The organism is Pantoea sp. SGAir0180, from assembly GCF_043546245.1.
In genome coordinates this window covers 3,511,990-3,526,326 of sequence record NZ_CP028071.1, presented here as the reverse complement: position 1 = coordinate 3,526,326, position 14,337 = coordinate 3,511,990, and the positions used below count along the sequence as shown (strand labels likewise).

The 14,337-nt window shown below is 53.2% G+C and carries 9 protein-coding genes, 1 pseudogene and 1 riboswitch; of the genes and pseudogenes, 2 read left to right on the top strand and 8 right to left on the bottom strand.

Translation table 11 applies throughout. From position 1 onward, the window contains the following. Positions 1–181: 181 nt before the first annotated feature. The gene (gene uidC, locus C1N58_RS16555; protein ID WP_394564346.1) at positions 182–1,444 is read right to left on the bottom strand and encodes a glucuronide uptake porin UidC; all 1,263 of its coding nucleotides are present in this window, start codon (positions 1,442–1,444) and stop codon (positions 182–184) included. A 104-nt stretch (positions 1,445–1,548) separates the two neighbouring features. Beyond that, positions 1,549–3,077, bottom strand: a pseudogene (locus C1N58_RS16550) (MFS transporter). 585 nt (positions 3,078–3,662) lie between these two features. On the opposite strand from C1N58_RS16550, the gene C1N58_RS16545 reads away from it, so the two are divergent. After that, complete coding sequence (locus C1N58_RS16545; RefSeq protein WP_394564345.1) at positions 3,663–4,841, top strand: serine hydrolase domain-containing protein; 1,179 nt, start codon at positions 3,663–3,665, stop codon at positions 4,839–4,841. A 90-nt stretch (positions 4,842–4,931) separates the two neighbouring features. Here the strand turns inward: C1N58_RS16545 and iclR are convergent, their stop codons facing one another. The 6 genes from iclR to pgi all read right to left on the bottom strand — a co-directional run bounded on the left by iclR (position 4,932) and on the right by pgi (position 12,242). Then, positions 4,932–5,762, bottom strand: coding sequence for a glyoxylate bypass operon transcriptional repressor IclR (gene iclR, locus C1N58_RS16540; protein WP_263757153.1), 831 nt, complete (start codon positions 5,760–5,762; stop codon positions 4,932–4,934). A gap of 359 nt (positions 5,763–6,121) precedes the next feature. Further along, on the bottom strand, positions 6,122–8,212 hold the full coding sequence (locus C1N58_RS16535; RefSeq protein ID WP_006121538.1) for a YjbH domain-containing protein: 2,091 nt from the start codon (positions 8,210–8,212) through the stop codon (positions 6,122–6,124). Beyond that, positions 8,212–8,955, bottom strand: a complete 744-nt coding sequence (locus tag C1N58_RS16530; RefSeq protein ID WP_054688442.1) for a capsule biosynthesis GfcC family protein — start codon at positions 8,953–8,955, stop codon at positions 8,212–8,214. Before C1N58_RS16530 ends, C1N58_RS16535 begins: the two co-directional genes overlap by 1 nt. Next, positions 8,952–9,599, bottom strand: a complete 648-nt coding sequence (locus C1N58_RS16525; protein WP_006121542.1) for a YjbF family lipoprotein — start codon at positions 9,597–9,599, stop codon at positions 8,952–8,954. Before C1N58_RS16525 ends, C1N58_RS16530 begins: the two co-directional genes overlap by 4 nt. A gap of 192 nt (positions 9,600–9,791) precedes the next feature. After that, positions 9,792–10,037, bottom strand: a complete 246-nt coding sequence (gene yjbE / locus C1N58_RS16520; protein WP_006121543.1) for an exopolysaccharide production protein YjbE — start codon at positions 10,035–10,037, stop codon at positions 9,792–9,794. Between the two features lie 558 nt (positions 10,038–10,595). Then, complete coding sequence (gene pgi / locus C1N58_RS16515; RefSeq protein ID WP_006121544.1) at positions 10,596–12,242, bottom strand: glucose-6-phosphate isomerase; 1,647 nt, start codon at positions 12,240–12,242, stop codon at positions 10,596–10,598. 399 nt (positions 12,243–12,641) lie between these two features. Next, positions 12,642–12,835: riboswitch (Lysine riboswitch) on the top strand. A gap of 110 nt (positions 12,836–12,945) precedes the next feature. Between pgi and lysC the strand changes: the two genes are divergently transcribed. Continuing rightward, on the top strand, positions 12,946–14,298 hold the full coding sequence (gene lysC / locus C1N58_RS16510) for a lysine-sensitive aspartokinase 3 (RefSeq protein WP_006121545.1): 1,353 nt from the start codon (positions 12,946–12,948) through the stop codon (positions 14,296–14,298). The last annotated feature ends 39 nt before the right edge of the window (positions 14,299–14,337 follow it).

The window sequence follows — 14,337 nt, the reverse complement described above, 5'->3', positions numbered from 1 at the left end:
CGGCAAAAATTTTACCACCTCACGATCGGGATAACAGGGTTCAGCGCACGTTAAGATAAGCAGGCTGACGCGTTGGCACGCTGTTTTATTCTTTATTTAACAATAAATTGCGAGAATAATTAAAAGCGGCATCAAGAGATGCCACTTTGGAAACATACAGACTACTTCATCTGATGATTTGTTACTTCAGCATGAAGTCATATTGCATACCGGCTTTCACATCCCAGTAATTGAGCCGGTCACCCAGTGAGCTACCGGGGCGCTTCTCCCTGGCTCTGTCGGCGGCAATATACATGTTCAGGCTTTTAAACGGGCCCTCTGCGACGTTGTACAGGATCGCGCCCATCAGGCCCACTCCGTTGATTCTGGTGTGGCGCTGTTTGTCTTCATAACCGTGGGTAAGAATCGGGCCCAGCATAACGCCGACGTTCGGGGTGAAGAAATATTGTCCGCCAAGCTGTACAGACAGCATGCCTTCTTTATTGCGATCAATACTCAGCGAGTCGGGATAGCCAATATCCGTATAGATAATGCGACCATCAATATCATGGGTAAGCTTACCCACGGCACCAAATAACCGGGCATTCGCAAACGAATAGGTTAATCGCCCGGAAATCAACGCCGTCTCGTGGTGATAACTGAGAGGCTTACTCATCCCCTCAACCTGACCATAAAAACCCATCAGCTCCCATTTGAGTGCGCGAGCGTCAGCAAAGGCATAGGTTTTTTCGACGATGCTTTGCACCTGAGTCGATACATCTTGTTGATAAGAGGCACCCAGTGAATACCGCGAAGAAGCATCGTGCCAGGATCCCACCAGATAGCCGCGGCTCCGATGGGGATGGTATTTCCCTGTTGTGCTGTTAATCACGCCTTCATCACGCACGCCCGTGGCAGCGTCGACATAATAGAACGCGCGCTTACGCCACATTGACCAGAATTCCAGATTCTCTGTCGCCTCAAAGTGGGCCAGTGCACCTTCAGAAATCGTCTGTATCGTGCGTGACGAATTATCGGCGATCAACGGGATGCGCCAGGGCAGACTGCCGTAACTATAATCCGTCCCAAACCGCCCGAGCGTCAGGCGAAGATTCTCTGCCGGTTTAAGTTTGACCGCGCCAATGGCCACACCAAAGCTGTCGTGGCCGTCCAGATAATAGCGGGTGCTCCAGCCGGCGTTTGCACCCAGCTTGTACACATAATACGCTCCCGCGCTCACGCCGATGACGTCATTGTAATAGCGCGTATTCACATCAATCAGCCCACCCTGTACCCAGGCGTAAATATGACGATCTGAACCCGCGCTGGGTTTGTCGGCCCGCCGAAAATCGTTTTTCAGACGAATGCGCAGGCTGTCCTCATCGTCATTAATCGCGGCAGCATAAAGCGGAGAGGACGGGAAAAACAGGCTGACAAGCAGAATGCAAAATAGGGCAATTTTCATCACGTATCCATACCGTATGTGAACAGAGCCGGATGACGTCGGGCCGGGCGGTTATCCGCATGCCTTGCGTTTTACCTTTCCTGACCCGCGTCAACCCGACCAGATTAAGGCCGGGTGCATTTATCCTGTTGCCAGACCTGCTCGTAGTCGTAGCCCGTCAGGGCTTTCACGACGTCTTTGGTTTCGGGTGTGCAGTCGGCTTTATCGCCGCCTGCCTTGAGGCGATCAATTTCATTCACCAATACCCGATGCGTTTCGCGTGTCAGTTTAAATTTGAAGGTCATATATAAACTGATCAGTAAAGACCGCCGGTGCCGAAGACCAGGAGCCCGGTAATCGCATTGAGCGCACTTTCCGGTTGAATTAACTGGCCTTTAACAAAATGATTGTGTTCCAGTACCGCACCCACCACCATAATGGCGACGGCCACGGTACTTTTTCGCATCAACGTCATGACGCCAGCAAAAACGCCTTCGCGCCGCTGACGCGTGACCATTTCATCCACATCGGGAATAAAGCTGTAAATATTCCAGGGGATAAAGTAAAGCCCCGCACGGCCAAAACCCAGCAGGACAAAAATGAGCGTGGTCAACCACCATGACGACACTGCCGAATGGCCGATAAACATTAAAATCAGATAACCCAGCACACCTAAAATACACAGGTAGGAAATACGCATGGCGTAGGATGGCCTGACATTCAGTTTATCCAGCATAAACATGAAAAGCAGCGTGGAAGGAATGGAGACGGACGTCGCAATGGAAAGATAGGCCGACGCGTTGGCCGCATCCAGATTTAAACCATAGACAACAAAGTAAACGAAGACAGCAATAAAAATATCCAGTGCAGTAAATGAAGAGATATAGATAATTAAATGTTGTCTGAATATTTTTATTTTGAATGTTGTCATTAACTCGACAAACATATTTTTCAGGTGGCTCAATAATCCGAGGCTGGGACCCGTATTGCGCCGTTCAAACTCTTCCGGGTTCATATCTTTTGACTCCCAGGTACAATACCAGGTAATCAACACCACAATAAAGAACAGGCAGGAAAACATAATACCGGTGTAGGTATAGGTCAGCGCCGAATCCTGGCCAAAATACTGAATCACAATGCCCGGCACCGAAGCGGTCAGGAAGGTTCCTACCTGAGAAAATGTCAGGCGGATGGCGGCCATCCGTGTTCTTTCACCAAAATCATTGGTCATTTCTGCCGCCAGGGTTTCCCACGGTACCAGCACCATGGCAACCAGCAGTTCTACCGCCAGGTAGGTGCCAAGGTAGTACCAGTAGTTCATGTCGCTGACCCAGACCAGCGCGTAAACAAACATCATTGGCGCGCTGATGAGCAGGAAGAAGCGACGGCGACCAAAGCGCTTACCGAGCCGGGTACTGCCGAATTTATCGGTGATATATCCCATCACCGGACTCAGAATGGCATCAATAATACGGGCAATAGCAAAAATTGAGCTGGCTTCCAGCATTGAAAGCCCACAGAACGTCGTATAAAAAAACAGTAACCATGTACCGATTAAAGCCATGGACCCACCGCCAAAAATATCAGTAATGCCATAGCCAATGGCGGTGCCTGTCCCCACTTTTCTGCGCACGGGCTGTGCTAACGTTGTCATAATATTCCCTTAATAAAATCGGAGTGGCGCTCAGACGCATTCAGGTGTCGTATAAGCATGAAAAAGTAATGCGAACTTTTAAATAAAGCCCTAAAGAATAAACAACGCGGGTGTGTGTTTGCGTTGTCAGTCTTTAATGCAGGTGAGTATTTTTTGTTAAATAAATAGTAATTTTTAACGTCGTTATTTAGCGTGGTAAATTTTGGTTGACCAGAATAATGCCCCGCTCTGTGTTCTCTAAAAGGCGCGCTGTTATTTGTACTGATGCGTTAATACGCGTATTTTCGGCGTAGAGCATGGTAATCATTCTGCCCTTTAAAAAAAAGAGGTCGGTCACAAATACTATGGATGCCGATAAGGTAGACTCAAATTCCCTATTGGTTGACCAGTTGAAAATGGGAGAGAGTTATTATGTAAGGCGTGTGTTATTTAATGATGAGATGTTATCTAGTTTAACTATTGTGGTTTGGTTTTTATTTTTCATTATTAAATTATCTAAGTGAATACATTCTTTAAAGATTAAATATTGCCTGAGATTGGATGTTTTATCTTTCTCATTACTTCTGATTAAAAAAGGACTTCATTATGTTTTATTTTACCTCTGGACTCTCTCCTGCCCCGGCAAAGTTCGAAGCCGCAATGGATGCGGTTATTGATCATGCGATTAATAGCCAGCGTGTTGTGGGTACCACAGTGATGGTGGCTCAGGCGGGAAAACTGATTTATCAACGGGCGGCGGGGTGGGCGGACAGAGAGCAAAATAAAGCCATGTCTGTGGATGCGATATACCGTCTTGCGTCACTCACCAAACCCATTGTCAGCCTGACCGCTATGCGCCTGATCGAGCAAGGGGATATCACACTGGACGACGATATCACCCGCTGGCTTCCGGGTTTCCGTCCCTGCCTTGAGAACGGTGAGCCAGCCACTATCCGGGTGCGGCATTTGCTGAGCCATATGTCAGGTTTACGCTATCGTTATTCCGCCCCGGCGGATTCGCTTTATCACTCACGCAATGTGTCAGACGGCATCGACTATCAGCCCGGACTCACCCTGGAAGAGAATCTGAAGCGCCTTGCGGGCACCCGGTTACAGTTCCGTCCCGGCACCGGCTGGCGTTATTCCCTGGGCATCGATGTCCTCGGTGAAATCATGGTACGGGCGACCGGTAAAAGCCTGCCAGAACTGGTGAATCACCATATAACGAGCCCACTGGGGATGGCAGACACGCTGTTTAGCGTCAGAGACGCGTCGCGATTAACCACGGTCTACACGGACGACAACCCGGTGCCTTCAGTCATGCGTGATAATCAGCAGATCCCTTTCGGTGAAGGCGCCGCGATTTTTAGCCCCGGCCGTATTCTCAAACCCGATGCCTGGCCGTGCGGCGGCGGCGGTGTGGCAGGAACGGCCCTCGATTTTATGCAAGTGCTGGAAACCGTCCGGCGTGAAGGCGCGCCGCTAATCACGCGTGAAAGTTTTGACTACATGACGCAGGAACACGTGACGGCAAACTGGGCTACGCAGGGGCCGGGATGGGGATTTGGTGTGGGCTGGGCACTGCTGGTGGATCCGGATGCTGCCCTGTCGCCTCAGTCAGCCGGTACGCTGTCGTGGAGTGGAGCGTATGGACACACCTGGTTCGTGGATCGTCAAAACGCGCTGTGCGTGGTCGCCATGACCAATACCACACCGGAGGGGGTGAATGGGCAGTTTCCTGTGATGGTGCGTGATGCCGTCTATAAAGGTTTACTAAGCGCCTGATATGACAGGCCATCATCCACTGGCGCGCTGGATCGCGCCAGTGATCTACGCGTCGATTTCCGGACTCGCGCACGGTGCGAAGCCCGTTCCTTAACGACCGCTGTAAGCCTGGGTAACCTGGCGCGCTTCCCGAATGACCAGCGCGCCCAGTTCGGTAATGCGATCGTCAGTCATGCGGGCAATTGGACCCGAAATCGACAGCGCGGCAAAAGGCTCGCCGTGTTCGTCATAAATGGGTGCCGCCACGCAACGCAAGCCGAGCGCATGCTCTTCGTCATCGAAAGAAAATCCACGGGTACGTATTTGTGCCAGGTTAGTTTTCAGGCTCTGCGGAGACATCAGCGTATTGGGTGTGTAGTAATGCAGGCCCTTCTGGTGCAGCAGCGCGGTCACTTTGTCGTCGCTGAGATGGGCAAGAAAGGCTTTGCCCGCTCCGGAAGCATGCATGGGCAGCTTGCCGCCGATCGGTGCGGACATGCGCATGAGCTGCGTGCACTGTACCTGGTCAATAATGACCGCCTGGAAGTCGCTCAGGTCCAGCACCGCCAGATTGACCGTTTCGCCCGAACTCTCCATCAGTGAACGTAACACCGGATGCACCAGCGCCAGCAGGTTGCGGCTCTGCAAAAAACTGCTTCCAACCACAAACGCATGCGCGCCGATTGTCCAGAAACCCAGATCGCCCACCTGGCGTACAAAGCCCTGCTGCTGCATTGTGGTCAGCAGACGATGGGTGGTCGAGTTTGGTAAACCCGCCTGTTGTGCCAGTTCGGTAAGTGCCACGCTACCCTGTGAACTGGCGATCAACTCCAGCAACGTCAGCCCCCGTGTCAGTGACTGAACCTGACCGCCAGCCTGAGCGGGAGGTGCCGACGTGCTGCGAGGTTTTTTACCGCGTTTGGCGGCAACAGGCGTAGCCATAGAGTCTCTCCTTTCACATAGTGGAAACCATTTTCGTTTTAATCACCGTAAATGCAAACGCTGGTGCGCTGGTCAGACCTGCTCTCCGTCTCCGCAATCCGCCGGGCCTGGCCGGATGTGAAGGCACACGCTGGAATGAAACCTGTGGGGGTAATTTGTGATGTGGTCAGGCGCGTCAAGGTGAGGCAGATATTTTAGTCATCCTGCCAGCCGCTATGTTGCGGTGGCGCAAAGCCAGCGCGATCGGGTGGAAGATTATGCGGCTGTAAAAACACGTCGGTGAGCGGCGTGGCGCGCGGGCCTTTCAGCTGAGGACGACGCAGACAAAAAAGAAGGCAGCCCGCAGGCTGCCCTCTTTATCAGTTGAACCGCGCATCGCGATCCGAGGTCATGTCATACAGCTGGTACTTGCGTCCCAGCATCTGACCGCCATCGCGGGTGAGCGGAACCCAGTTAATCTGCGCACGGCCACGCGTTGGCGTCACGGTAAACAGATCCATTGGGATGGAAATGTAGAAACCTTTCGTAAAGTCGCCTTCGCCGTACTGCTGAGAGGAGACATTGGTTTTGGTCGCATAGACGCCGACCATGACGCCGCTGTCGAAGCGTTTAGAGACATCCAGCGTGACGCCTTTATCCTTCGCCAGATACTGGCCGATACTGGCCTTAACCAACACATCTTCCGCAAACCACGGCCGCCAGTAACCTGTCAGGTTGCCGGTCGGGGCTTCGTAATGCGTAAACCGCATCATGTCGTTCCAGTCACGCTGGCGCACATAGTTGGCGTCTACGCCCACCGCCCAGTTGCTGTCCACCGGACGATAAAGCACTTCGCCCCCGACACCACCGTACATGGTTTCCAGATAGCCGCCATAGACCTGGCCGTAGAAACCATTGCCCAGATAATCCATGTAGTTAGCCTGCAGATCGTTGACGTAAACGTTGTTCTCAACGTAGTCACGAATATGCGTACGCACGCGGGGCAGGGTGGAATCGGCGGGGGCACCGTTGTAATTGAATTTGTTATAGTTATTTGCCACGTTAGCAAACAGGCTGCCACTGACCAGCAGATGATTGGTCAGCCAGTAATCGACGTTGCCCATGACGCCGACCTGATACAGATAGAAGCTCTCCGGGCCGCCGACAGACTGATTGAGTACCGGAGACAGACCGTAATCCAGGCGATCTTTGCGAATAAACATCCCCTGCTCGGTCTGACCCGGATCGACCGGATTTTTGCGTACCTGCTGCAGAGACTGCTCATGTCCTAACGGGTAGCCAGTCAGATCATTACGCAGGCTGGCAACGGACGTTTCTGTCGTCACCTGCGGCATATTGAAGCGCGACTCTGTGACGTTAATCGTATCGATGCCGTCCGGCAGGTTGTTCATGATGATACGATTGGCGCGGTCGACCCCTTCGCGGGTATCGCGATATTTGGTCTGCTCGCCCGATACATACAGCGTATTGCCTTTGGTCTGGATTTTCGGGCCCGCCAGGCCTGCGTCGTACTTCAGCGCAGACAGCTGATTGCCTGTCACCGTGGTCTCCAGCAATTTCGGCTGCGGATGCGGATCATAGGCCGGTTTAGGGCTGTCGATATGATCCTGATGCATATCGTTAAAGTTAGTCCGGATGGTAAAGCCGAACATAAAGGTATTGCCGCGCTCATAGCTGGCATTGATATCCGCCCAGTCAGTTACGCGGTAGATCGCACCGACGTTAACTTTACTGCGCTGCGGCAGGCGTCCGGCAAAATCATCTTTATAATCATTGCCTTCATATTCCACTTTCAGGCGCAGCGGCTGCCACGGCGTTTGGTATTCAATACCGCCGAACACGGCAGAAGGGCCGTGAAACATCTGAGAACCGTTAATCGAGCCAGCCTGTCCCACGCCCGGGCGCTGACAGAAGCTGTCGCTGTAAGAGCAGAAGGGGTTGGAAACGGTTCCGCTGTTGCCCAGATAGCCCCAGCCAAAGCCCAGCGTAAAGTCAAAGGGCCCCCAGGCTTTGGTGGCGACCAGATATTCACTGTCAAATAAGCCGGTACCGCCAAGATCGCGCGTACCGAACGAGACTTCAGGTAACCAGTATCCTTCCTGCCACAGCCGCAGTTTCAGATCGAAGGCTTTATCTTTATAGCTTTGATTACCACTGAAACTCTCTACCGCACTGTAACGTCGTGTCCGAACATCGGTGTAGCGCACAGTCGTTTCCAGCCAGGGGAAAAGCTGTAATGAGGCGGAATAGTAGCGATACTGGTCATTATCGCGGAAGTTAAGGCTGAATTCGCCTTCTCTTGCCATTCGCGCGGTCGGTACCTGCATCAGCCCTACGCCGCCGAAATCAGACTGCGACGGCGTGACGGGCGCCTCATACATTTCCGCCTGCGCCTGGCAGGCGCTTGCAACTGAAACAGCCAACAGGCTGAGAAGATAACGTTTTTTCATCAGTCTGGTATCCGGTGAGTCAGTACAGAAACAAGGCGGCTATTCAGATCGTCAAAGGCGCCTGGCAGGCTCCATGAGGAAAAGCCCACAAAAATAATGCTGCCAGGTTCAGGTTCGACATGGCGATGGTTCCAGTAAGCAATCGGGACGTTCTGCGTCGTTCCGTCTGGCGCAATCACAACCGCGAAATTGCGTTCTGCGCCGGCCAGCCGTGGATGGTCACGCAGGTATTCCCGCACGGACTTGCCCGGTTGCCAGGCTTCGCGTCCGGCTCCGGCAATCGCGCCCAGCAGCAGCACATGATGACTGGGCTGAGTGAGATAGAGATCATAACGCCCGTCCAGGCGGCGATTGTCTGCTGAATGCAGCCGGATGCGATCAGGATCCAGCGTGACGAACTGGCGGCCCGTCACCTTCATGTTGCTGAACTGCCGAATCACCGCGTCAATGGCGGCGGCTTGTTCACCACTGCTGTCCGCCCGCCAGGTACGCAGCGCGGCCAGGGCCTGCTGATACTGCTGCCGGGCCTGGGTTGTCGCTCCCTGCTCAGCAATCACGGCCCGTCGCCAGTCGGTTTGGGCCATTAATGCGGGCTGCGTCACCAACTGCGCCAGATTTTCGACCTGATTGAGCTGCACACTGGCGGTGTCCTGCGGGGCATGGACGGTAACCTGACCTGCGGCACGGGCACCCAGACTGGTAAGCAGACTCACGCCTGCCAACAATAGCGTTATTTTTTTCATGATTTCGCCGGCTTCAGAATGGTGATTTCAACAGGGAAGGTATCGGCAGCAAGCATCTGTCGGGATTGCACGACCTGACCGCTGCTGTTATCGATCCAGAACGTGTTTTGCCACTCACGGCCAAGGCTGTCGATACGTAACGCCTCATGCCAGACGCGGCAGGGGATGCGGTTTCCGGCAATCGTCAGGACTTCATCATCGCCACGCTCGAAAGTGGAACTGACGGTGGCGCTCTGGAATTTGCCCTGCCCGGTCCACTGCACAATCCGCGTCCAGTGCTGGCCGTTGGTCAGCGACAGGCCTTTCGCCAGCGGATCCTGTTGCAGGTTACTGACGTTCATCAGGTTGTCGGGCAGGCCCAGCGTTTTAATCAGCCTGCCGTGGGCCGTTACCAGCATCGACTGGTCGCGCGTAATCCATTTTTGCTGGCCGTTTTCGTTGTAACCCAGCACGACAAAAATGCGTGGGCCGTCATTAATACGTGCATACAGGCTGGCGTAGGGCAGCGCATCAATTTCCTGAGGCGTGACAGTGACATCTTTTGGCCCTTCGATGGCCATTATCACCGTCTGTTCGAGTCCTTTTTGCGTTTGTGTACAGGCCTGCAGCAGCAGGCAAACGAGCAGCAGCGGAAGTTGGCGCACAATGTGTCCCTGATAAATGATGCCAAAGTAAAAATAACCACACGAATGTGTGGTTATGATTAATGCTCCCATACCTCTGTTCTTTCAGCTGCCGACACGCTGGCATCCTCGTCGCAACACACTCACCTGCGTAAATGCATCACGACTCACACGTTCGCGGCCTTGCTGCAGCCTAAAGAATCAGGGTACCCATCAACGTGTGGTGCCCGTTGTGGTCGTGGTAGTTGTACCCGTATTTGCCCCGTCACCACCGCCAGAAGCGGCAACGCCGAGTCCTACTAACGCGCCGAGCACGCCGATACCTACAGCGGTAGTCGTACCTGCGGAGATTGTCCCCGCCTGTGCGCCTGCTGCGGCACCAGCTTCTTCCGGTGCCGCATAAGCGCTGGAAGAGACGGCGACGAGTAATGCCAGACCGGCAATCATGCGTTTTTTCATAACAACACCTACATTGGTTGAATGAAGGATTGCTATCCAACACATTCGCGAAACAGAATAAACGGTTATCGCAAACCGAAGGACAGACCCATTATGGGCGCGTCCAGTATAGGGCAACAAAATACCAGAGTTGAGTAGTCTTAAAACCTGGTAAATGACGCGTAAAAAAACGGGGCAAATTAAGCGGATTCAGCGTTAACTTATTTTAAATTGGTGGATTTACCGTGAAAGGCCGGATATTTGTCTGTGAGTAAGAGGAAAGCAAAGCGGTTTCTACTTATTTAGTATCTTTTGGTACGGAATGAGAATAATCGGAATTACCTGAATAAGCGTAAAATCCAATCACCTTATAAAACAACAGGTAAGAAGCATTGGCTTACCGTTTTAGATCCGGTTTTTAGTAGGGTGATGCGCTCTGCGCAGCGCGAGGTTCAGAATTGCCGCAGTGCATTTTAAGAATTTTCCAGTCTGCCAGCAGGCTTTTCAGATAAAAAGCAGCGTGCCCGATCGTGATGACAAAAAAAAGGCGGCCGGCAGGCCGCCTCTGTCACTATACGATTAGCGCCATTTCTTGTAGCAGTTAATTAAGGCGTTAGTCGAACTGTCATGACTAGTAATATTACTGTCATCTTCCAGCTCCGGCAGAATACGGTTAGCCAGCTGTTTGCCTAATTCCACGCCCCACTGGTCAAAAGTGAAGATATTCAGAATTGCCCCCTGGGTGAAGATCTTATGCTCGTAGAGCGCAATCAGCGCGCCCAGGCTGAATGGCGTGATTTCGCGCAACAGAATTGAGTTGGTCGGGCGGTTCCCTTCAAACACTTTAAACGGCACGATGTGCGCGACAGATTCCGCCGATTTACCCGCATCAGTAAATTCTTTCTGCACCACTTCGCGTGACTTACCAAATGCCAGCGCTTCGGTCTGAGCAAAGAAATTCGACAGCAGCTTAGGATGGTGATCGGCCAGGGCATTGTGGCTGATGGCAGGTGCAATAAAATCGCAAGGTACCAGTTTGGTGCCCTGGTGAATCAACTGATAAAACGCATGCTGGCCGTTGGTGCCGGGTTCACCCCAGATAATCGGGCCCGTCTGATAGGTCACCGGCTGGCCTGCGCGATCAACGTACTTCCCGTTCGACTCCATATTTCCCTGTTGGAAATAGGCTGCAAAACGGTGCATGTACTGATCGTAAGGCAGGATAGCTTCGGTTTCCGCGCCAAAGAAGTTGTTATACCAGATACCAATCAGCGCCAGCAGAACGGGGATATTCTTTTCGGCTGGCGTGGTAGAGAAGTGCTTATCCATGGCATGCGCGCCACTCAGCAACTGCTCAAAGTTCTCAAAACCAATCGACAGAATAATGGACAGGCCAATGGCCGACCACAGCGAATAGCGGCCGCCGACCCAGTCCCAGAACTCGAACATATTGTCGGTATCGATGCCAAATTCGCCCACGGCTTTAGCATTGGTGGAGAGCGCAGCAAAGTGCTTCGCAACGTGTTGTTGATCGCCGGCCGTTTTCAGGAACCAGTCGCGTGCGCTGTGCGCATTGGTCATGGTTTCCTGGGTGGTAAAGGTTTTTGACGCCACCAGAAACAGCGTGGTTTCGGGGCTGAGGTCTTTCAGCGTTTCGGCGATGTGCGTGCCGTCAACGTTGGACACAAAATGCATGTTCAGGTGGTTTTTGTACGGGCGCAGTGCCTCAGTCACCATAAACGGCCCCAGATCGGAACCGCCGATACCAATGTTCACCACATCGGTGATCGGTTTGCCGGTGTAACCTTTCCAGTCACCGCCAATAATGCGCTCGGAGAAGCTTTTCATTTTCGCCAGCACCGCGTTGACTTCAGGCATCACATCTTTGCCATCCACCTTGATTGGCGTATTGCTGCGGTTGCGCAGGGCGACGTGCAGGACGGCGCGATCCTCCGTCCGGTTAATTTTTTCGCCCGAGAACATGGACGCAATCGCGCCGCTTAAATCGGTTTCTTTTGCCAGGGCCAGCAGTTTATCGAGCGTCTCCTGCGTGATTCGGTTTTTGGAGAAATCTACCAACATCTGGTCGTCAAAGGTGGCTGAGAATTTAGCAAAACGATCGGCATCCTGGGCAAACAGGTCGGCGATTTTCGCCGTTTTCATCTGTTCATAATGCTCTTGCAGCGCTTTCCAGGCTGCGGTTTGGGTCGGATTGATATTTTTCATGGCAACACTCTTGTTGATATTAAGAACCGTCATTCCATCGGGGTCGCATCGTACCCGGTTAGCATTTCAGTATGACCACAGTTGCAACTGAAAGGAAAAACTTTGTCAGTGCGATGGTGTCAGCGCACGAATACAGCCCGTTTCGCAGTGGATGATGCGGCAATCATTCGGACTGTTTCCATGGGCGAAAGGCTGAAAAGTATGGCGCAACGGCAGCCCACGAACATTGTGCCGCATCAGAATGTGACGACGTTGCTGAAGCCATTTAGCACTGTAGTCGCAGAGATTAGGCAAAATTTGTTATCCGGTGCGCTCTGCATGAAAAATTGTCCCGTGACGGTCATTGACAGCAGGGCCAGAAATCGCTAAATCTATGCGCGCTACTTGCGCACCTGTGCGCAAGCCAGAAGAGGCGCGTCGACCAGGCAGTGTGTTGGAGGAACCGTATCCAGAGATAACACATCAGGGGGAGCGACGCCGAGGTGGTCAACATCACGGTGTGTTGGCTGTCGGCTACAGGGGCTGAATCCCCTGGGTTGTCACCAGAAACGTCCACAGTCGGACGTTTCGCAAGGTGGAGCGCTTCTGGGTGACTCGTCTATTCGATTTTACCCGTTTCTGCTCTTTCCTTGTGCTTAGGCTGAATTACTGTTTCTCATCTCTTAACGGGTGAGGGCAACGTATCCTGACACGAGGTCATACAATGTCTCTGAATCTGAATGTAGCGAAATTTGGCGGTACCAGCGTTGCCGATTTCGATGCCATGAACCGTAGCGCCGATGTGGTGTTGCAGGACAGCAATACCCGGCTGGTGGTGCTTTCTGCCTCTGCAGGCATCACCAATCTGCTGGTCTCCCTTGCCGAAGGTCAGGAGACATCGCAACGCGCGGCGCAGCTCGATGATATCCGCCGCATTCAATATGCCATCATCGATCGCCTGAACAATCCAGACGTTATCCGCGATGAAATCGACCGCATTATCGACAATATCGGCATGCTGTCTGACGCCGCCGCTCTCGCCACCTCCAGCGCCTTAACCGACGAACTGGTCAGCCACGGCGAACTCATGTCGACTCTGCTGTTTGTCGAGATCCTGCGTGAGCGCGGGGTCAATGCGGAATGGTTTGACGTGCGTAAAGTCATGCGCACGAACGATCGCTTTGGCCGTGCGGAGCCTGATGTCGCCGTACTGGCCGAGCAGGTCAGTGTGCAGTTGCAGCCGCGCATTGCCGCCGCTCTGGTGGTCACGCAGGGCTTTATCGGCAGCGAAGAAAAAGGACGTACCACCACGCTGGGCCGCGGCGGCAGTGATTATACGGCCGCCCTGCTGGGTGAAGCATTAAACGCTGCGCGCGTGGATATCTGGACAGACGTGCCGGGCATTTACACCACCGATCCGCGTGTAGTCCCGGCGGCTAAACGTATTGATGAAATCACTTTTGAAGAAGCGGCTGAAATGGCCACTTTTGGTGCCAAAGTTCTGCATCCTGCCACGCTGCTGCCCGCTGTCCGTAGCGACATTCCGGTGTTCGTCGGCTCCAGTAAAGATCCTGCAGCAGGCGGTACGCGCGTGTGCAATGAGACGGCGAATCCGCCGCTGTTCAGAGCGCTGGCGCTACGTCGCAAGCAAACCCTGGTCACGTTGCACAGCCTGAATATGTTGCATACGCCGGGCTTCCTGTCTGAAGTGTTCAATATCCTGGTGCGTCACAACGTGTCGGTGGATCTGATTACCACCTCGGAAGTCAGCGTCGCGTTGACGCTGGATACGACCGGCTCGACTTCAACCGGCGACCATCTGCTGAGCCAGGCGTTGTTAACCGAGCTCTCATCCCTGTGTCGGGTGGAAGTAGAGGAAAACCTGGCGCTGGTGGCCATAATCGGCAATGAACTGTCGAAAGCCTGTGGGGTAGGTAAAGAGGTGTTTGGCGTACTTGAGCCCTTTAACCTGCGCATGATTTGCTACGGAGCCAGCAGCTATAACCTCTGCTTCCTGGTGCCAGGTGACGATGCGGAAAGTGTGGTGCGTACGCTGCACCACAACTTGTTTGAATAAGCGCCGCTGACATCAAAAGAAAGCCGGACCCTGTCCGGC